The organism is Pseudomonas sp. Leaf127 (assembly GCF_001423155.1).
In the GTDB taxonomy this organism is placed as follows: Bacteria; Pseudomonadota; Gammaproteobacteria; order Pseudomonadales; family Pseudomonadaceae; genus Aquipseudomonas; species Aquipseudomonas ovata.
Genome location: NZ_LMOA01000022.1, coordinates 507,359 through 528,160 on the forward strand (window position 1 = coordinate 507,359; position 20,802 = coordinate 528,160).

Below are 20,802 nucleotides of genomic sequence, written 5' to 3' on the forward strand. Positions count from 1 at the left end.
CAATCGCGCACCTTGCGCCATCGCTCACGGGCCTGGATGCCATGCCGCACATTCTGATTGTCGAAGATGAAGTCGCGATTGCCGACACCCTGATCTACGCCCTGCACAGCGAGGGCTTCACCACCGCCTGGCTGGAACTGGGCCAGGCCGCCGTCGAGCACCAGCGCCAGACGCCGGCCGACCTGATCATTCTGGATGTCGGCCTGCCGGACATCACAGGCTTCGAGGCGTGCAAACAGTTGCGCCGTTTCAGCGATGTGCCGGTGATGTTCCTGACCGCGCGCAATGCCGAAATCGACCGGGTGGTGGGCCTGGAGATCGGCGCCGACGACTACGTGGTCAAGCCATTCAGCCCGCGTGAGGTGGCCGCCCGGGTCAAGGCCATCCTCAAGCGCATGCTGCCGCGCGAGGCGATTGCACCGGTGCCGGCGCCGGCCAACGGCCTGTTCCAGCTGGACCTGGAGCGCGTGCAGATCAGCTATCGTGGCCAGCCGCTGAGCCTGACCCGCCATGAGTTTCGCCTGTTGCAGTGCCTGCTGGAGCAGCCGGAGCGGGTGTTCAGCCGCGAGCAGTTGCTCGATGCGCTGGGCGTGGCCGCCGATGCCGGCTACGAACGCAGCATCGACAGTCATATCAAGAGCGTGCGTGCCAAGCTGCGGGCGGTGGCGGCCGAGTCCGAGCCGATCCAGACCCACCGCGGCATCGGCTACAGTTTCAGCCCGGTCCACAGCTGAATGTCGCTCAGTATCCGCATCTTCCTGGTCTATGCGGTGTTCATCGCCCTGACCGGCTATTTCGTGCTCAGCACGGTGATGAAAGAGGTGCGCCCCGGCGTGCGTCAGTCCACCGAGGAGACGCTGGTCGACACCGCCAACCTGCTGGCCGAGATCTTCAAGGACGATGTGCGCAAGGGCACCCTGGGCCAGAGCCGCTTCAACGAAGTGCTCAAGGATTATGGTCTGCGCAAGCCCGACGCCACCATCTGGGAGCTGCGCAAGAAACAGGTCAACAACCGCATCTACGTGACTGACGCCCGCGGCATTGTGCTGCTCGACTCGGCCGGCCTGGCGGTGGGACAGGATTATTCACGCTGGAACGATGTTTTCCTGACCCTGCGTGGCCAGTACGGTGCGCGTTCGACCCGTAGCGATCCGGAAGACGAACATTCGTCGGTGATGCACGTCGGCGCGCCGATCCTTGACCAGGGGGTGATCATCGGCGTGGTGACCGTGGCCAAGCCCAACAGCTCGCTGCAACCGTATGTGGACCGCGCCGAGCGCCGCCTGCTGTGGTACGGCGGCGGCCTGATGGTGCTGGGGCTGCTGATGGGCGCGTTGTTTTCCTGGTGGCTGAGCTCGGCCCTGCGCCGCCTGACCCGCTACGCCCAGGTGGTCAGCGAAGGTCAGCGCGTCGAGGTGCCGCACTATCGCGGCGGCGAGCTGGAGCAACTGGCCACGGCGGTGGAGCACATGCGGACCCAATTGGAAGGCAAGGCTTATGTCGAGCGCTACGTGCATACCCTGACCCATGAGCTTAAAAGCCCGCTGGCGGCCATCCGTGGTGCTGCCGAGCTGTTGCAGGACGACATGCCCGAGGTTCAGCGCCAGCGGTTTGCGAGCAATATCCAGAACGAAAGCCAGCGCATGCAGCAACTGATCGAGCGGTTGCTGAACCTGGCCATGGTCGAACAGCGCCAAGAGCTGGAAGAACGTGTCGCCGTGCCGCTGGCGGCGTTGATCGATGAACTGCTCGCCGCCCGCAGCCTGGCCATCGAGCGCCTGACGCTTTCGGTCGAGCAGCACATCGAGCCGGCGTTGAGCCTGTACGGCGAGCGTTTTCTGTTGCAGCAGGCCTTGGCCAACCTGCTCGACAACGCCCTGGACTTCACCCCATCAGGCGGCACCCTGCGCCTGGCAGCCGAGCGCAAGGGCGCGGGCATCCAGCTGACCCTGTTCAACAGCGCTGCGGCCATCCCCGATTACGCCCTGAGCCGCTTGTGCGAGCGTTTCTACTCCCTGCCACGCCCGCACACCGGGCGTAAAAGCACAGGCCTTGGGCTTAACTTCGTGGCCGAGGTGGTGCAGTTGCATGGCGGTGAGCTGAAGATCGAGAACGTCGAAGGCGGGGTGCTGGTCAGCCTGTGGCTGTAGGACTCATGCCGATCAGTCAAGCCACGACGCGACCTGTGGCAGGCAGCAACCGTCTGGCGATGACTGTGTGACAGGCGCAGCAGGTGTATGGGCCTTGCTGGCCTCATCGCCGGCAGAGCCGCCTCCCACAGGATTGATGTTGCCCAGGATCTCGTGCCTGGCACCGGATTGTGGGAGGCGGCTTGCCGGCGATGGCGATGTGTCAGGCGCAGCAGATGGGTTGGCCTTGCTGGCCTCATCGCCGGCAGAGCCGCCTCCCACAGGATTGATGTCGTCCAGGATCTTGCGTCTGACACCGGACTGTGGGAGGCAGCTCTGCTGGCGATGGCTGTGNCCGCCTCCCACAGGATTGATGTCGTCCAGGATCTTGCGTCTGACACCGGACTGTGGGAGGCAGCTCTGCTGGCGATGGCTGTGTGACAGGCGCAGCAGATGGGTTGGCCTTGCTGGCGTCATCGCCGGCAGAGCCGCCTCCCACAGGATTGATGTCGTCCAGGATCTTGCGTCTGACACCGGACTGTGGGAGGCAGCTCTGCTGGCGATGGCTGTGTGACAGGCGCAGCAGNGGCGATGGCTGTGGGACAGGCGCAGCAGGTGTATGGGCCTTGCTGGCCTCATCGTCGGATCGCCGCCCGCAGCAAGCCGCCTCCCACAGGATTGATGTCGTCCAGGATCTTGCGTCTGACACCGGACTGTGGGAGGCAGCTCTGCTGGCGATGGCTGTGTGACAGGCGCAGCAGGTGTATTGGCCTTGCTGGCCTCATCGTCGGATCGCCGCCCGCAGCAAGCCGCCTCCCATAGGATTGATGTCGCCCAAAATCTTGTGCCTGGCACCGGACTGTGGGAGGCAGCTCTGCTGGCGATAGCTGTGTGACAGGCGCAGCAGGTGTATTGGCCTTGCTGGCCTCATCGTCGGATCGCCGCCCGCAGCAAGCCGCCTCCCACAGGATTGATGTCGCCCAGGATCTTGCGCCTGACACCGGACTGTGGGAGGCCGCTCTGCTGGCGATGGCTGTGTGACAGGCGCAGCAGGTGTATTGGCCTTGCTGGCCTCATCGCCGGATCGCCGCCCGCAGCAAGCCGCCTCCCACAGGATTGATGTCGCCCAGGATCTTGCGCCTGACACCGGGCTGTGGGAGGCAGCTCTGCTGGCGATGGCTGTGTGACAGGCGCAGCAGGTGTATGGGCCTTGCTGGCCTCATCATTGGATCGCCGGCTGGAACCGGGTGACAGGCATCTTGAGCGAGCGTAGAGCTCGCGAAGTGGCCTGTACACCCGGCGTCTCTGTGGGCCGGCACTCAGCCAGTGCCGTTAGCGGCTCAGCTCACCTGAACCAGTTGCAGGTCGCGCAGGGCCTGGACGAGTGCTGGCAAATCCTCGAAAGGACGCAGGTGCAGGCGTTGCCAGTGCTGCCGGTCGATGTACCAGCGGCCCTCGGCATTGCGCAGCACGGGCGTGCGCTCGATCAGGTTCTGCCGTGAACGATGGACAATAACCGGCTGGGCGGTGTCGCGGCCTTCGATCATGAACAGGCCCGGACGGTACAGCTTGCGCTCGACCGGCGCGGCTTGGGCGGCGGTCAGCAAGTCATCGGCCAGGTCGACCGGACCATGCGGGGTGGGCAGGCCCAGTGCATAGTCGTTGCGAATGAATGCCCGTTGTCCGCCCAGCTCATCGCCGGCCATGCGTCCCGGGTCGCCGGCCGGGCCGAAGTGTTCCCCTGGCGGCAGGTCGTAAACGCGCAGGCTGATGCCCTGTTCCAGCTCGGCCAGGCCCGGCACGGTCGCCTCGAAGGTGCTGGCATGGGTTTCGCCTACCAGCGCGATCCAGTTGTGCGGCCCTGCCAGCTCCTGATGGCGACGAATCGTGCGCGAAGCGAAGAAATTCATCATGAACAGCCGGTCATGGCGATTGCCCACCTGCATGTTGCGCAGGTAATAGCTGGGCATGCAGTCCAGGGCGCGCACTTCGATGCCGTGTTCGCGCGCCTTGATGACCAGCTGCTCAAACGTGTAGATGCCGTTCGGGTCGGTGTAGAAGCCGCGGTCCATCTGCTTGAGGTAGTGCAGCAGGCGCTTGCTCATCAGGCCTTTTTCGGCGAACAGGTCCAGGTCCAGCTGGTGCATGTCGGCTTGCAGGTGCTCAAGGTACAACGTCTTGACCTGGCGCCGGGACAAGTGCGGCAGGTTGTCGATGATGAACTGCTTGCTGGCGATCGAGCTGTGGTATTCGCCGATGATCAAGGCCGGGGTCTGGGCATAGAGGCTGTCGATCAGGTCGGCTTGCGAGTTCAGCCCGGACACGTCAGGCAAGGTGGGGCGTGGCCGCAGAGGCTGTTGGGGCAGTGTTCTGGCATCGGCCTGCAAGCGGTTGCGCAGCCGGAAGAATACCCGGCGTGCTGGTTCCTGATGCTTTTTGTGGGGCCCGTACAGCGGGTGCAGCCCGCGGTGCTCGAACAGGGCCAGTTCGTGGGCGGTATCCAGGTACGACGTGGGCACCTCGTACAAAGGATCGGCCAATGAACGCTGCAGGGCGGTCGGCTCCAGGTTCGCCGGCCAGTCGGCGGCCGCAACGCGCTGCCACTGGCCGTTGTCATCAAGCCTGAAGCCATGGGCACCGGGGTTTTCCAGGAGTTGCTGGCTGAGCAAGGTGCTTGGGCTTTCCGGCTGCGCCCGCAGGGCTTGCCTTTTGAACAACTGCGCCAGGGCCAGATCCAGCGCCTGTGGCCTGGCGGCCTCGATGTCTGGCGTGGCGACCGGGATCGCAGGCTTGATGTCGGGATTGGCCATGTCGAGCCGGAAGTCGCCCCGGCTGACGCTGTCGTCGATACCGGTGCCGGGCAGATCACGCACGATGCGCAGCGGCTGGCCGCTGGCGACGTCCTGGACACGAATGCTGAGGGCACCGTGCAGCTCGGCAATGCCGGGCACCTGGTGGTGGAGGTTGGCATGCTTGTGGTCGAGCAGCGCCACCCAGCGTCGTCCCGGCACTTGCGCGGTGTCGGCGGCAATGAGGCGCGAGCCGAAGAACACTGACATCCTTTGCAGGTCTGTCGGGTCCATCGGTGCCGTGCTGTCAATGAAGTCGTAGCTCACCGAGGAGCTGAACGGCCTGACCTCGATGCCATGACGATGCGCTGCCTTGATCAGGTGATAGTAGTCATGGCTGTCGCTGCCATTGAACAGGGCGCCCTTGTTCAGCGTATAAAGATGCTCCCTGAGCTCGGCCGAGCCTGTGCGGCTTTTCTTGCCCAGCGCGTAGTACTTGCGAAGCTTGGCCAGGTGCTGGTCGGTAAACAGGTGCTCGAGGTAGAGCACGCTGACGTTCTGCTCGGCCAGGCGCGGCATGTGCTCGATCAGCAACTGCTTGCTGGCTTGCGAGGCCGGCGTCTCGCTGATCACCAGGCCCTGGCTGCGGCTGAAGGCGGCCTTGATCAGGTCGTCGGCGGTCATGGCCTCGTGCAGTTCCGGCAGGTCGGCCTTGGCCGCCAGCGCGGGCTGTTCGAAGAAGGCCGCAGCATCCTTGCGCAGGGCTTCACGCAATCGTGCATACACCTCACGCCCTTCGCGCAGCAGCGGGGCGAAGAATTCCGGTGGCAATGCCATGCCGACATCGACTGACAATGTCCAGTTGCGGTTGACGATGCCTGGCAGTTGCTGCAGCCACTGCTCGCTCAGTTCATAGGCACTGCTCGAAGAAGGCAGGGGCGCGCTTGAGGGGCCGGCGGTGGCCGGCTCGTTTTCCAGCGGCTCGAACCGGGTGCCACCACCGCCACGCAGGCCCCGGCTGTCGAGCAGCCGCCACTGACCGCTGTCGGTCAGGTAGACCGGTTGCTTGCCATAGAAGGCATAAGGATTGGCCGGGTCGATGATCTGCCACAGGCGTCGGTGTGCGTCGAACTGCACCTCATAGACATTGCCCTCCAGCGAAATGTAATAGTGACCGTCAAGGCGGGTCACACCCTTGGCATGGCCGTTGCTCACAGGTTCGGTGCCGTCCAGCGATTGCCGGGTCACGTAGGCCGGGTTGGGCTGCGGCGTCGTGCGGATCACCGGGCGCGGGGCTTCGGGCGTCCGAGGGCGCAGGAACGCGGCGATTTCCTGCTGAGTGAAATGACCGCTGGCAAGCAGGGCGTAGGGATCATGCCCGGCCGCACGTCGCAGCGGCGCGTGGGTGCCGGCGTGCAGGCGGCTGACGGTGCTGACTTGTGCCTGCTTGACCGATGCCAGCAGCGGATTGTGCCCACCCTGGTCGGTCAGTTGTTGCAGCAGCCCGCCGAAGCCTTTCAGGCCGGTGCTGGCGTCGCCGGCGGCGCCAAAGGCATTGAGCCAGGCGCTGAGCACATGCAGGCTGGCCGCTTCGCGATCACCTTCGCTCAAGGCTTGCAGGGCCCGCGCGCTGTCGCGCAGGGTCAGGACGGCGCCGACGGCAAAGCTGGCGGGCGGAAACGGCAAGGTCACCGTCAAGGCAATCAGTTCAAGGGTGTTCCAGGTGATCCGGGCGATCAGGTCGCTGCGCCCGCTGACAGTGTCCTGCACATCCCGGATACGGCGCTCGAGAATGTGATTGAAACAAACCGCCTGCAGGTCTGCAAAAGGTTTGTCGGCCAGCGCAGGCGGTGGGCCGTTGTTGGTTTTTTTCAGGTCGATGAACCAGAAGGCCAGCGTCCTGTTCATCACCCGGCGGCAGCGGTCCTTGTAGTAGTCGCTCATGCCTGGGGCATGCAGGCTGTGCATGAATTGCCCATGCACGCGCCATTCGAGGCCGTCGGGTGCATTGGGGGTGTAAAGCAGTGCCTGGTCCGGGGCGGTTTTGCCCTGCGGGCACAGGATGTAGCAGCCTTGCGCGGTTTCTCGCCGGGCCAGCGGAATGTCGATCGGCAAGAGCTGGTCGAGGGTTTTCAGTGCATCCCCCAGTGCCGGCACATCCGAGGCGATGAACGGGTTGTCGATCACAAACTGCAACGGGTAGACCGGGTAGCGCTGACGGCTTGCGGCGTCGCTGTTGTGCATCTGATTGATCGACTGCTTCAGCCAGAGGTACTGGCTTTCGGACAACTGGCGCTTGAGGTGGCTGCGCAAGGCGGCGGCACGCATCTGCAGTTGCGTGATCAGCAGGCTCACCCGGCGCCGGTAGGCATAGCCCTCGCTCTGTGGGTCGAGTTGCGTCTGTCGGAGATGGGCAATCCAGGCATCGCTGCTCCAGGCGCCACGCACGGAGGCTGCGACTTTTTCCGGGGTCAGGGGTGACAGGTCGACGCCGGCCGGGCCGCTGAACGTGGCCTGGGTGTCGGCCGTGGCCGTCAGCAGCCCCAGGCTGTCGTCATAGCCGTCGCGCAGCATGCGCGTGTAGCTGAGGGTTTCCCGGGGGGAGGTGACGATGATCCGGTCCGGATCGACCGTGCCGTCGGGCACACCCAGCAGGGCGTTGATCCTGTCGCTGGCGTACTGGTGCACGAACGCCTCGTATTCGGGCGTGCGAGTGTGCCATTGGGCGCGGTACTGGCGGGACACGCCTTCGACCGCGTCTTCAAGTGCCAGCAGTTCGCATCGCTGGCTGGCGCTGGCGCGCACGTACCAGTCCGGGGTGTGCTGCCGGTGCTCGGCAAGCTTGAGCTGGACATGGGCGGTGGCCATGGCATGCAGGGCATCGTTGAACCCGGGATGCTCGATAAACCCCAGGAAGTCTTCAGGTGCCAGGGGTTTGTCGCGCAGCGCCAGCAGTTGCCTGGCAAGGTCCGGACGCTGTAGCGGCGTGACCTGATCGAGCAGGTACTGGCTCTGCTGCACCACGGCGGTCCAGGCGACCAGTTCCTGGCGCACCTGGCGCTCGTTATTGAAACTGTACAGGGCCTGCCCGCCGGGATTGTTCGGGGTCCACAGCAGCAGGCGTCCGGGGCTGCCGTCAGGTTTTTCCAGCGTCAGCAAGAGCATGTCGCTCATGAGCTGCCGGTTGTTCAGGCGCACCTGTCGCACACTTACGCGGGGCGCCTCGGGGTGGCCGAGCAAGCGGTCGGTGAAGGCAAAGTCGCCGGGCTGTATATGGCCCTGGTACAAGGCGCTGTAGGCGTGGACCAGCAATTGGCGGCGCAGCACTTCGCCGATCATGTCCTTGACGCTGGCGGTGCCGTACACCTGGCGTTGCCGCTCGCTGAACTGGATACGCAAGTCCAGCTCGGTGACCGTGGCGCCCAGCCATTGCGCGGTCAGCAAGGGGCAAGTGATGCTCAGCGACTGGCCGTCCAGGCTGAAGTGCGTGCCGGTCAGCCAGTCCGATGACGGATCGAGGTCATGGCTGTGCAGGCCGTACAGCCCGACCTCGCTCAGGGTGCGACGGGTCTCGAAAGGCGCCTGGCCAAGCAGGCTGCGGCGGCGGGTCGTGACGATCACCTGATCGGGATCCAGCGGGTAGCCCAGGTCATTGTGCAAGCGTTCGGTCATGCGCAGGCGCGCAAAGGCCTGGGCTGAACTGCACCCTTGCATCCGGCTGCCCAGGGTCAGGCGCACCTGCTCGTAGGCCAGCAGGTTGTCCAGGTAGCGCTGGCGCTCTTCGGCGCTGGCGTAGCGCAGCCATTCAGGCACTTCCAGGGCCTGGCGACGTTGCTGCAACTCGCTTTCGCGGCGGTGCAGCATGGCCGCCGGGCCCAGCAACCCGGGCATGGCCAGGGCCGTCTGGATGCCCAGTTGCCAACTGGCCAGGTCATGCTGGCGCAGACGGGTGTCGTTACAGGCGTAGGCGACATCCTGGTGCTGCTTGTCGAGCTGCTGGGCAATCGCATGTTCGAAGGGTGGAGCGACAAACGGTGCCAGAATGAGGTGGTCGTCGGTGTAGGGTTCGGCGCTCAGGTCGGGGTCGGCTGCCAGTTGCCAGCCCAGGTCCTGATACGCCTGGCTCATGTTGCGCAGCAACGGCCCGCGCAGGGCCTGGTCGTTGAGGCGCGTGACCAGGTCGGCACGCAACTGCTGCAGTGACGCAAAGCCTTCCACGCCCCAGCCCGGCAGGTACAACAGGCACGCCCCGTCCTCGCGGGCGAACATCAGGGCGCCGTAGACCGGCTGGCCCTGTTGGTGTTCGTGGGCCAGGTACAGGGCATGGCTTTCGGGCCAGGCCGCGTTGCGGGCGGCGGTGCCGGTGCTGTCCGGGGGCAGGCAGTCCAGGTAGTCCGGGTGCAGGCTGCCGTCGATGATGCGCAGCAGCACTTCATCGTGCAGATCGTCACGCAACGCCGTGGCCAGGGCCTGGCGACGCGGCAGGCCACTGGCATCCGGGGCGTTCCAGTATTGGGTCAGGGCGTGTTGCAACGCCTGGGCCTGTTCATCAACGGATTGCCCGGACTCCGGCAGGCCGGGCAGGTGGGTCAGTTCTGCCGCCAGGTGGGTGGCGCGTGCGTTCAGGCGGGCCAGCAGGCGGTCGAGGGTGGCGGTTGAATAGTCGGGTAAAGACATAAGACAAGCGGTTCCTGTATGTAAGGGCATGCAGGCTTGGTGGCGCACATGCGTTCGGGCGCAATGCCCGGTAAAACATCAGGTCAATCAATCCCGCTTTGCCGTCTTGTGCGCGCTACATAGTTATTGCGTGCATCCGGCCAGCCCCCTGGGGCTGATCAAGCTTCACGCCAAATTGATAGTCTATAGGCTATAATCCCGCGCTTTGGCTGACCCTCGCCTTCCGTGCAGGGCCCACAATTTTTCTCGGGCGCACGACGCCTGCATGCAGACAAAAGAGGCTAGACCCTAGTGGCATTGACGATCCTTGGCCTGTCCGGCGCCCTTAGCCATGATCCTTCCGCCGCCCTGTACATCGACGGCAAGTTGATCGCCGCGGCCGAAGAAGAACGCTTCGTGCGCGACAAGCACGCAAAGAACCGCATGCCTTACGAGTCGGCGAAGTTCTGCCTGGAACAGGCCGGCATCAAGCCTTCGGACGTTGACGTGGTGGCGATTCCTTTCGCCCCGATCAGCCTGTTCGGCAAGGCCCGCTGGCATTACGCCAAGCGTTACTGGTATGCCCCGGACCGCGCCCTGGATGCGCTGCTGATGGGCAACCGTCGCTACAAGCGCTACCGCAACAAGATCGTCTGGTGCCTTGAACAACTGGGTTTTGACCCGAAAAAGATCAAGATCGAGCCGGTCGAGCACCACCTGGCCCACGCTGCCAGCGCCTATCACTGCTCCGGATTCAAGGAAAAGACCGCGATCCTGGGCATCGACGGCAAGGGCGAGTACGCCACGACCTTCTTCGGCTATGGCGAGAACGGCAAGATCCACAAGATCAAGGAATTCTACGACCCGGACTCGCTGGGCGGCTTGTATGGCGCGATCACCGAGTTCCTCGGCTTCGAGATGCTCGACGGCGAGTTCAAGGTCATGGGCATGGCGCCGTATGGCGATGCCAGCAAGTATGATTTCTCGCGCCTGGCGACCTTCGAGAACGGCGAGCTGGTGATCAATACCGAGCTGGCCAACGTCATCGGCCTGCGCCGCTATAAAGAGAAGGGCAAGGGCTTCTACTTCTCGCCCAAGCTGATCGAATGGCTGGGGCCCAAGCGCGTGGGCGACGTGGCCGACGAGCCATACATCCACTATGCCGCCAGCATGCAGGCGCTGTTTGAGAAGCTCGCCCTGCAGATGATGGACCATTACCTGGGTGACATTCTCAAGCAGACCGGCAAGATCGCCTTTGCCGGCGGCTGTGCGCTGAACGTCAAGCTCAACCAGAAAATCATCGCCCGTCCCGAGGTCAAGGAGCTGTTCGTGCAGCCGGCCTCCGGTGACGCCGGCACCGCCGTGGGCGCTGCCGCCTATGTGTCGCATGCCCGTGGCGTGCCGGTCGAGAAGATGGAACACGTCTACCTCGGCCCTTCGTACAGCAACGAAGACGTGATTGCCGCCTGCGCCCGTCACCCCAGCCAGCCCAAGTGGCGCCAGATCGACAACATGCCCGAGCGCATTGCGCAGATCATGGTCGACGGCAACCCGGTGGCCTGGTTCCAGGGCCGCATGGAGTTCGGCCCGCGTGCCCTGGGCGGTCGTTCGATCATCGGCTGCCCGAGCGTGCCGGGCGTGGCCAACCGCATCAACGAACAGATCAAGTTCCGCGAGCGCTGGAGACCCTTCTGCCCGTCGATGCTCGACACCGTGGCCCCGCAGATGATCACCATCGACCATCCGGCGCCGTTCATGACCTTCACCTTCGAAGTCGCCGAAGAGTGGAAGACCCGCGTGCCGGAAGTCGTCCATGAAGACGGCACCTCGCGGGCCCAGGTGCTCAAGCGCGAGTACAACCCGCGCTACTACGACATGATGAAGGCGCTGGAAAACCTCACCGGCAACGGCGTGTCGCTCAACACCTCGCTCAACCGCCGTGGCGAACCGATGATCTGCTCGCCCACCGATGCGCTGAACATGTTCTTCGGCTCGGACCTGGAATACCTGGTCATGGAAGACATCCTGGTCGTCAAAGAGGGCGTGAAGGCTTATGACAGCGTCGGCTGAGCGCCATGTGCTGCAGTTCTGCCACGGCTATGACGGGCCGTTCCTGGATTGCGCACGGCAATACGCCAGCCTGTTCGCCGGCAAGGGCTACCGGGTGACCACGGTGTTCCTGACCGGCGAGTACAACCCGGACGTGATCGCCGACTGCGGCTCGGACGAGGTGCTGTTCATGCAGTTCAGCTCCAGCGCCATTCGTGGCCTGAAGCTGGGTGCCATTGCCGCCCTGCGCAAGATCGCCGCCACCCGGCGTTTCGACTTCTGCATCGCACACCGCTTCAAGCCGGTGTACATCGCCTTGCTGGCGACAAAGCTGCCGGTGATCGGCGTGCACCATGCCTTCGGCGACTACCAGCGCGGCAGCCGCCGGCTGTTTGCGCACCTGTTTCGCCAGCGCCTGAGCCTGCTCGGTGTCTCGGACGCGGTGCGCGACGACATGCGTAAAAGCCTGCCCAAGTGGCCGGCCGAGCGTATCGAAACGCTGTACAACCGTATCGATGTCGAGCAACTGCAAGGCCGCCAGTGCAGCCGCGAAGAGGCCCGCCTTGAACTGCAGCTGCCTCCCGACGCCTGGGTGGTCGGCAATGTCGGCCGCCTGCACCCGGACAAGGACCAGGCCACGCTGTTGCGTGGCTTTGCCCAGGCCCTGCCGGACCTGCCGGCCGACAGCCGGCTGGTGATCCTTGGCAAGGGCCGCCTGGAGCAATCGCTCAAGGACCTGGCGCTGGCGCTGGGCATCGGGCCGCAGGTGCTGTTTCTGGGCCAGGTGCCCGAAGCGCGGCGCTATTTCAAGGCGTTCGATGTCTTTGCCCTGAGCTCGGACCACGAGCCGTTCGGCATGGTGCTGCTCGAAGCCATGGTCGCCGGCGTGCCGCTGCTGGCCACCGCGTGCGGCGGCGCCAAGGAGGTGGTCGAAGGCGTCGGTGTGCTGTTTCCGCTGGGCGATGCCGAACACATGGCCCAAGGGTTGGTGCATGTGTCGCGCCTTGATGAACAGCAGCGCCAGGCCTGTGCTGAACAGATGCTGCAGCGGCTGCAAAAGCGTTTTTCCGATCATGCGGTGCGCCAGGTGTTCTGGCAGTTGCCGCAGGTCAACCGGCTGGCTGTGGGGGCCTGATGCTCAATTTTCTGCAGGGCTTTCGCGAGCGCGGCTGGACCGCGATCGACGCCGCCACCTACGAGCAGGCCTGGCAGCGCTACGGCGGCAGCGTGGCCACGCACCCCGAGGTGGTGGCACGGCTTTCCGCCCTGGCCGGCATTCCCGTGCGTTACCTGGCCTGGGAGCAGGGCGGCGAACTCAAGGCGGCGATTGCCACCTGGGGCCGCGCCCTGGCGCTGGACAAGGGTGAACTCAAGCGGCATGGCAAGAAGGGCCTGTTCGACCTGGGCAATGCCGAGCTGATCCTGCCGGTGGCCGAGGACGCCAGCGTGGCGCTGCGTCATCAAGGGCGCTACCTGTCGGCGCTCAATGAAGGCCGGATCAGCACTTACAAGGCGCAGGCCGAGTCGCTGGCCATGGCCCGCACGCCCGAGGAACTGTCGAAAAAGTTTCGCTACAACCAGCGCCGCGAATTGCGCCTGCTCGAAGAAGCCGGGGGCACGGTGCATGCGGTCAGCGAGTTCGACAGCGCCACCCTGGCACAGATCTACTGCGACCTGTTTCAGCGCCGCTGGGGCTTTGCCGCCACCGGGGCTGCGCGCATGGCCGAGGTCATCGAGCTGCTGCGCGAATGGCTGATCGGCGCGGTGCTGTTTCTGGACGGTGCACCGATTGCCACGCAACTGGTGTACCGCGTCGAAGCGCCACAGTGGGTCAGCGTCGAGTACGTCAATGGTGGTGTCGACCCCGAGAATCGCGGGTTCAGCCCTGGCAGCGTGCTGAGTTTCATCAATACCCAGAGCGCGTGGGAAAGCGCCCGGGCCCTCAACAAGCCGTTGCGCTTCTCGTTCGGCCGCGCCGACCGCGAATACAAGGACCGTTGGTGCAACCCTGTCCCGGTATTTCAGGTGTGAGCCGCAAACAGCAGTTACTCAAGCGCCACCGGCGCAATAAACGCATGGCTTTGCTGGTCGTCCTGCTGACCTTGATCGCTGCCGGCCTGCTGCTGGCCTGGTGGCTGGTGCCGCTGCTGGCGGTGGCGGCGTGGATGGCCCACGAGGCCTGGTTTGCCGATCATCTGTTCTATGCGCCGGGCGATGATTACCAGTACCGCTTCGCTGACCACGACGAAGTGCCGGGGGTGCGCCTGGACAACGGCCGCCTCAGCGTCGACCTGCCAGGCCCCTTGCAGGGCGACGAAACCCTGATCCTGGCGGTGACGGTGCGCAGTGGCTGGCTGGGGCGGTTTCTCGACCCGGCCGTACAATTGCTCGGCAATGACGAGGGTGATGTGCAGACCTTCGAGCGCGGCGTTGATGGCGTGCGCTACCTGAACCTCACTGGCCTTGGCCGTTCGCTGAGCGAAGGCCGGCTGCAACTGGCCGGACGCTTTTGCCGCATTGCCGGCACGCCGCGCCTGTGGCTGTGGCGTCAGGCCGATGCCCGTCGCCAGCGGGTCATGGTCATCGCCCCGCATGCCGACGACGCCGAGTTGGCGGCCTACGGTCTGTACAGCCAGGCCGATGAAGCCTGGATCGTGACCCTGACCGCCGGTGAAATCGAGGCCGGGCATTACCGGCGCATGGGGCTGGGCAACAGCGAGGCGGCGCGGCTCAAGGGTCGCCTGCGTGCCTGGGACAGTATTGTCGTACCGCGCTGGGCCGGGGTGCCCGAGGCACGTTGCGTGCAGCTGGGTTATTTCTGCCTGCAACTGCCGGCCATGCAGGCCGCGCCCGACCAGCCGATCGCCTCGCGCGAAGCCGACCTGGCCGATACCCGGTTGTTTCGCCAGTTCAATTCGCTGGCGCTGCCCGGCGACGACGGCGTGCCGAGCTGGAACAACCTGCTGGCCGACCTGCGCGCCTTGATCGTGCAGGCCCGACCGCAGGTGCTGGTCATGCCGCACCCGACCATCGACCCGCACCCGGACCACATCTGTGCCCAGGCGGCGGTGCGCGAAGCCTTGCAGGGCCTGGCCTGGCAGCCGGAAATGATCCTGGCCTATGCCAACCACCTGCATGACAACGACCGCTGGCCCATGGGCAATGCCCATGAAGGTGTCAGCCTGCCGCCTGTCTTCGATGACCGGCAGACGCTGGTGCCCTGCAGCTTGGTGCTGCCGGCCGAGGTCCGCCGTGACAAGGCCATGGCACTGGGCATGATGCACGACCTGCAACCGCCCATGCCCTTCAAGCGCAAGCTGCGTCGGGGCCTGCAACGTGTGCTGGCCGGGCGGCGCGTGCCTGCCGAAGGCGAGAACGAATTTTTCCGTAAGGCTGTGCGGCGCCATGAACTGTTCTGGCGCAGCGATATCTGATTCCGCTTCAGCAGGCAGCCCGGCTGCAAGGAAACCCATGAGAGTTCTATTTCTGGTGCAGAAAGAACAGCGCGCCATTCTGGACCGTCTGTATGAAGGCATTGCAGCGCACTGTGAATGCGACCTGCGCTGGCTCACCTCTGAAGAGCAGCGCGACCTGCGCGGGTATTTTCGCCGCGAAGTGGATGTCACCCGCTATGACCGCATCGTGTTCTTCCTGCGCTTCAAGCAGGAGGTGCGGCAGGTGGGGTTTATCCGCAGCCTGCCCAACCTGGTGATCCTCGAGCACGATGCCTACCAGAACTACATCCCGTGCAAGTACACCGGCAAGTTCAGCGCCCACTACCGCAAGCTGCCCTGGGCGCGGGTGATCACCTCGGGCTTCATGGTCACCGAGCGTTTGCGCGCCGAGGGCTTCGATGCGGTGTTCGTGCCCAAGGGCTATGACCAGGGCCTGGTACAAGGCCTGGGCCGCGAGCGTGACATCGAGCTGGCGTTCGTCGGCAGCACCAAGAGCGTGGCCTACAGCGGGCGCAAGGCCCTGCTCGATGAGCTGGCCAAGGTCGAGCCATTGCTGGTGACCCGGACCAAATCCGGCGAAGAGTACTGCGCCACCCTGAACCGCATTCGTTTTTTCGTCAGTGCCGATGTCGGCATGGGCGAGTACATGATCAAGAACTTCGAGGCCATGGCCTGCGGCTGCGTGCTGCTGGCGTTTGATCAGGGCGCCGAGGAAAACCGGGCGCTGGGCTTCGAAGACATGAACAATATTGTGCTGTATCGCGGTATCGACGAGTTGCGCAGGAAACTGCATCAATTACGTGAAGATTCGGCTCTGGCGGATGAAATCTCCCGTAACGGGCAGACGCTGGTGGAGCAACGCTATACATTCCATGCCCTTGGCAAGGCCATCGTCGATGCCCTGCAGGCGCCGTTGCGGGCGCGGGCCGCCCCCGGCCTGCTGGATCGCGTGCGCTCCTGGATCGGCGCATGACTGGCACAGACCGTTTGAACATTCAATGATTGGGAGCCCATGATGGTATTCAGCGAAAACAGCGAGATCACACTGGTTGTCACCAGCTGTGGCCGTTTCGACCTGTTGAAGCGCACCCTGGAAACGTTCGATCGTTTCAATACCGCGCCCATCCGCCATGTCCTGATTACCGAGGACTCCGGTGACGAGCAGGTCCGCACCTGCATTCCCGAGCATTGGCAGGCGCACACCCGGTTCATCGTCAACAACCCCAAGCTGGGCCAGATGCGCTCGGTCGATGCCGCCTATGCGCTGATCGAGACCCAGTGGGTGTTCCATTGCGAGGACGACTGGGACTTCTATCGCCCAGGCTTTATCGAAGAGTCCATGACCCTGCTGATCAACGACCCGCAGGCCCTGCAGGTCTGGCTGCGCAGTTTCAACCATGACCTGATGGTGCACAGCCCGTATATGTTTCTCAACGAGCGTGAAGTGGTGCAGGGCATCCCGTTCTACAGGCTGGGTTCGCACAAGGCCGAATGGCAGGGCTTTTCCTTCAACCCGGGTCTGCGTCGTCTTACAGACTATAAGGAGCATGCGCCCTATGCTGATCACGGCGGCGAAAAGAAGCTGTCCCAGGTCTATGCTTCGCAGAACCGCTATGCCCTGATCCTGGAGAACGATGCAGTCCTGCACACCGGCTTTGGCAATCATGTGGTGGTGTCCCAGGAGCGTGTGGACAAACAACGCCGCAAACGCCGCGAACGCGCCAAGCTGTTCGCCACGCTGGTTGCGGGTCTGATAATAGGTTGGTTACTCAATAATGTCGGTTGATGGTGTTCGCGCCCCCTTCAGCAAGAGTCAGCTCTACTTTGGCACCGCGTTGTGCGCTTTTCTGCTGAGTTTCATCCTGCACGACTCGGCCAAGTTCACCAATAACCTGTTCTACGCCACCATGGCGCTGCCGGGCCTGTTCTTCCTGGTCAAGGCACGCGGCGCCAAGGTGTTCAGCCAGCCCCTGGGGCGGGTGTGGGCGGCCTTCATGCTGTGGTTCCTGGTGCCGGCGCTGTTCTCGGCCGACTTCCAGTTCTACAAGCACATTGTCTACGTCAGCCTGTTCGTGTTCATCATTGCCGGATTGACGCCGACGGTGATGTTCAACGGCGGTGTGTTCGTACGCGGGCTGTTCTGGACCATCTGCCTGTACATCTTTGTCGGCAGCCTGCACAGCTGGACCACCGGCCAGTTCGTGCTGGGCCAGCGCGTGGCGATCCTGCCCGGTCGGGTCGACAACGTTATCTACAGCAGCGCCTGGCTGGTCTGTGCGCTGGCCCTGGCCATGCCGCTGTGGGTCCGGCAGCGACGCTGGATCGAAGCCGCCTGCGCTGTCGCCCTGACCTTGCTGGCCGCCGCCTATGTGGTGCAGACCCGCACGGCTCTGGTCGGCCTGGGCGTATTACTGGGGTTGTGGGGGCTGCACATGCTGTACCGTTTCCCGCGGGTGACCAGCCTGGCCTTGCTGGGCGTGGCGGCGGCGATCGGCCTGACGCTGTGGCTGTGCTGGGAAGAACAGTGGGTAAGGCTATTGTTCGTGCGCGGCGATTCGTTTCGCATCGAGCTGTTCGAGATCATGACCGCCGAGTGGGGTCATTGCGGCTGGATACTGGGCTGCGGGGTCGATTTCCAGACCACCCGGACCCTGACCGGTGGTATCCCGATCCAGCATCCGCACAATGTGTTCGTCGCCATGGGCCTGTACACCGGTGCGGTGTCGCTGCTGCTGTTCCTGGTAGTCATGATCATGAGCCTGTGGCAGGCCTGGCGGCTGCGTGACGCCTGGGGCTGCTACCTGGCCTGTGCGCTGATGATGCTCAATTTCGACGGCAGCAAACTGGTGGGCAACCCTGACGAGCTGTGGCTGCTGGTGCTGCTGCCGGCAGCGATGATCCTGGGCCGCCGCGTACAGCGCGGCCCCGTCCCGATCCTGGAACGCCAGTAGGAGCGCGCTTGCCCGCGACCGAGTGCGAAGCGCTCGCAAAATTGACTGAGCACTACAAATCTCTGATTGTGAACGCATTCGAAATTTGTGAAACGCCACAATTTTACGACTGCTTCGCACTCGGTCGCCGGCAAGCGGGCTCCTACCCGTAACCCGTAACCCGTAACCCGTAACGGTATTCAACCCAGCGCGTGTTTCAGCTCTGTCTCACTGCAAATGCCCTGCGCCGCCAGGTAAGCCTGGACAAAGGTGGGGTTGCCTTCGCCCAGCAGCCATTGGCGATCCTCGGTGTAGCGCAGCATGTGCTTGAAGTTGCGCAGGCGCAGGGCCTTGCGCAGGGGTTGCCGGTAGGTCTTCATGTCGGCAATGTCGATCAGGCCCAGCGTGCCTTCCGGGGTGAGCACCACGTTGCCCAGGTGCGCCGAGCGAAAGTAAATGCCTTTTTCATGCAGATAGGCGATGAAGCCCCCCAACTGGCGGCGCAGTTCATCGTCGCGGCCGACCTCATGCAGCAACTGGCGCAGGGTCTGCCCAGGCAGTGGCGTGTAATGCACCGCGTCACGCTCGATCGCGGCAATGCGGAACACACAGCGTACCTGCGGGCACGGCACCGCACGTTGTGCCAGGGTCTGGCAATTGTCGGCAAAGCGGGTGGCGTAGGGGTACCAGGCGGCCGAACTGATCAGGCGCTTGCGGCGAAACAGTTTGAGCATCGAACCGTCGACCAGGCGCAACACCTTGTCGCCTGTGCCGTCGGCTTCGAGTACTTCTGCACCCTGGACCAGGTCAAGGTAGCGGGCATGGTCAAGTGCTTGCATCGATACTCCGAAATCTGTGCCATCAGGCTTTCAAGGTCCGCCATGTTACCCCAGCCGGCAGCCACGAAAAGCGCTTGTGATACAATTGCGCCTCTTTTTGACTCGACGGATTCCCATGGCAACTTCCGAATCGTCCGCGCCGTCCAGCGTGAAGATCTACCTGCGCCTGTTGACGTATGTGCGGCCGTATGTGGGCATTTTCCTGCTCAGTATCGTCGGCTTTGTGATCTTTGCCTCCACCCAGCCCATGCTGGCGGGCATTCTCAAGTACTTTGTCGACGGCCTGACCAACCCCGCCGTGGTGTTGTTTCCCAACGTGCCGTACCTCAACCAGCTGCAATTGCTGCAGGCCGTGCCGCTGCTGATCGTACTGATCGCCGCCTGGCAGGGACTGGGGTCGTTCCTGGGCAACTACTTTCTGGCCAAGGTTTCGCTGGGACTGGTGCACGACCTGCGCGTCGAGCTGTTCAACAAGCTGCTGGTGCTGCCCAACCGCTATTTCGACACGCACAACTCCGGTCACCTGATCTCGCGCATCACTTTCAACGTGACCATGGTCACCGGTGCCGCCACCGATGCCATCAAGGTGGTGATTCGCGAGGGCCTGACCGTGGTGTTCCTGTTCATCTACCTGCTGTGGATGAACTGGAAGCTGACCCTGGTAATGCTGGCCATCCTGCCGCTGATTGCCGTCATGGTCGGCAGCGCGAGCAAGAAATTTCGCAAGCAGAGCAAGAAAATCCAGGTGGCCATGGGCGATGTGACCCATGTGGCCTCCGAAACCATCCAGGGCTACCGCGTGGTGCGCAGCTTCGGTGGCGAGGAGTACGAGCAGGCGCGCTTCGCCAGGGCCAGCGACAGCAATACCGAGAAACAGCTGCGCATGACCAAGACCGGCGCGGTTTATACACCCATGCTGCAACTGGTGATCTACACCGCCATGGCCACCCTGATGTTCCTGGTGCTGTTGCTGCGCGGTGATGCCACGGCGGGCGATCTGGTGGCCTACATCACGGCTGCCGGCCTGTTGCCCAAGCCGATTCGCCAGTTGTCGGAAGTCAGCTCGACCATCCAGAAAGGTGTGGCCGGTGCCGAAAGCATCTTCGAACAACTCGATGTGGTCCCGGAAGTCGACACCGGCACCTTCGAGCGCGAGCGCGTCCAGGGCCGTCTTGAAGTCAGGAACCTGAGCTTTGCCTACCCGGAGACCGGGCGACAAGTGCTCGATGACATCAGCTTTACCGCCGAGCCCGGTCAGATGGTGGCCTTGGTCGGGCGTTCGGGCAGTGGCAAGTCGACCCTCGCCAACCTGATTCCGCGCTTTTATGTCCATGAAACCGGGCAGATCCTGCTTGATGGTGTCGACATCAACGATTATCGCCTGCGCAACCTGCGTCGGCACATCGCCCAGGTCAACCAGAACGTCACTCTATTCAACGACAGCGTGGCCAACAACATCGCCTATGGCGACCTGGCCGGCGCGCCGCGTCCTGACATCGAGCAGGCCGCCGCCGCCGCTTATGCCAAGGAGTTCATCGACCGCCTGCCCGAGGGCCTGGACACCCAGGTCGGCGAAAACGGCGTGCTGCTGTCCGGTGGCCAGCGCCAGCGCCTGGCGATTGCCCGGGCCCTGTTGAAAAACGCACCGCTGCTGATCCTCGACGAAGCCACCTCGGCGCTCGACACCGAGTCCGAGCGGCACATCCAGGGGGCGCTGGACCAGGTCATGCAAGGTCGCACCACACTGGTAATCGCTCACCGCCTGTCGACGATCGAAAAAGCCGACCTGATTCTGGTCATGGACGGTGGTCGTATCGTAGAGCGTGGCACGCACACCCAGTTGCTGGCCCAGAACGGCTATTACGCCCGCCTGCATGCCATGGGCCTGGACGAGCCGGCGCCAGGCGGGGCGATCTGAGGCCGGGCCGGGCGCAGTGGTTTTTACAGGGTCTGGG

General features: G+C 63.8%; 12 protein-coding genes. 10 read left to right on the forward strand and 2 right to left on the reverse strand.

Features of this window, described 5'->3' with window-relative positions; all coding sequences use genetic code 11:
- The first annotated feature begins 41 nt into the window (after positions 1-41).
- Together creB and creC are read left to right on the forward strand one after the other, a co-directional pair.
- Entirely contained in the window at positions 42-734 is a 693-nt protein-coding gene (gene creB, locus ASF84_RS20165; protein ID WP_056840614.1) for a two-component system response regulator CreB, read from the forward strand.
- Entirely contained in the window at positions 735-2,150 is a 1,416-nt protein-coding gene (gene creC, locus ASF84_RS20170) for a two-component system sensor histidine kinase CreC (RefSeq protein WP_056840615.1), read from the forward strand.
- 1,319 nt (positions 2,151-3,469) lie between these two features.
- Here creC and ASF84_RS20180 read toward each other — a convergent pair.
- Positions 3,470-9,595, reverse strand: coding sequence for a membrane-targeted effector domain-containing toxin (locus ASF84_RS20180; RefSeq protein ID WP_056840617.1), 6,126 nt, complete (start codon positions 9,593-9,595; stop codon positions 3,470-3,472).
- A gap of 291 nt (positions 9,596-9,886) precedes the next feature.
- Here ASF84_RS20180 and ASF84_RS20185 point away from each other — a divergent pair, with 291 nt between their 5' ends.
- Genes ASF84_RS20185 through ASF84_RS20215 form a run of 7 tightly spaced genes read left to right on the forward strand, consistent with a single transcriptional unit; the run spans position 9,887 to position 18,029 of the window.
- Positions 9,887-11,644 carry a carbamoyltransferase family protein gene (locus ASF84_RS20185; protein ID WP_056840618.1) on the forward strand — a complete coding sequence of 586 codons (1,758 nt, stop codon included), beginning with the start codon at positions 9,887-9,889 and terminating at the stop codon, positions 11,642-11,644.
- Positions 11,628-12,758 (forward strand): glycosyltransferase, encoded by a 1,131-nt coding sequence (locus tag ASF84_RS20190; protein ID WP_056840619.1) that lies wholly within the window; start codon positions 11,628-11,630, stop codon positions 12,756-12,758. The genes ASF84_RS20185 and ASF84_RS20190 overlap by 17 nt, the downstream gene beginning before the upstream one ends.
- Positions 12,758-13,654, forward strand: a complete 897-nt coding sequence (locus tag ASF84_RS20195) for a GNAT family N-acetyltransferase (RefSeq protein WP_056840620.1) — start codon at positions 12,758-12,760, stop codon at positions 13,652-13,654. Before ASF84_RS20190 ends, ASF84_RS20195 begins: the two co-directional genes overlap by 1 nt.
- A complete protein-coding gene (locus ASF84_RS20200; protein ID WP_056840621.1) occupies positions 13,651-15,057 on the forward strand; it encodes a PIG-L deacetylase family protein in 1,407 nt (468 codons plus the stop codon). The genes ASF84_RS20195 and ASF84_RS20200 overlap by 4 nt, the downstream gene beginning before the upstream one ends.
- A gap of 37 nt (positions 15,058-15,094) precedes the next feature.
- The gene (locus ASF84_RS20205) at positions 15,095-16,051 is read left to right on the forward strand and encodes a glycosyltransferase family protein (protein ID WP_056840622.1); all 957 of its coding nucleotides are present in this window, start codon (positions 15,095-15,097) and stop codon (positions 16,049-16,051) included.
- Between the two features lie 39 nt (positions 16,052-16,090).
- Positions 16,091-16,864 carry a glycosyltransferase family 2 protein gene (locus ASF84_RS20210; protein WP_056840623.1) on the forward strand — a complete coding sequence of 258 codons (774 nt, stop codon included), beginning with the start codon at positions 16,091-16,093 and terminating at the stop codon, positions 16,862-16,864.
- Entirely contained in the window at positions 16,854-18,029 is a 1,176-nt protein-coding gene (locus ASF84_RS20215) for a hypothetical protein (RefSeq protein ID WP_056840624.1), read from the forward strand. The genes ASF84_RS20210 and ASF84_RS20215 overlap by 11 nt, the downstream gene beginning before the upstream one ends.
- Positions 18,030-18,208: 179 nt before the next feature.
- Here the strand turns inward: ASF84_RS20215 and ASF84_RS20220 are convergent, their stop codons facing one another.
- Positions 18,209-18,847, reverse strand: coding sequence for a hypothetical protein (locus ASF84_RS20220; RefSeq protein ID WP_056840625.1), 639 nt, complete (start codon positions 18,845-18,847; stop codon positions 18,209-18,211).
- Positions 18,848-18,962: 115 nt separating this feature from the next.
- Here ASF84_RS20220 and msbA point away from each other — a divergent pair, with 115 nt between their 5' ends.
- Positions 18,963-20,765 carry a lipid A export permease/ATP-binding protein MsbA gene (gene msbA / locus ASF84_RS20225; RefSeq protein ID WP_056840626.1) on the forward strand — a complete coding sequence of 601 codons (1,803 nt, stop codon included), beginning with the start codon at positions 18,963-18,965 and terminating at the stop codon, positions 20,763-20,765.
- Positions 20,766-20,802: the final 37 nt, after the last annotated feature.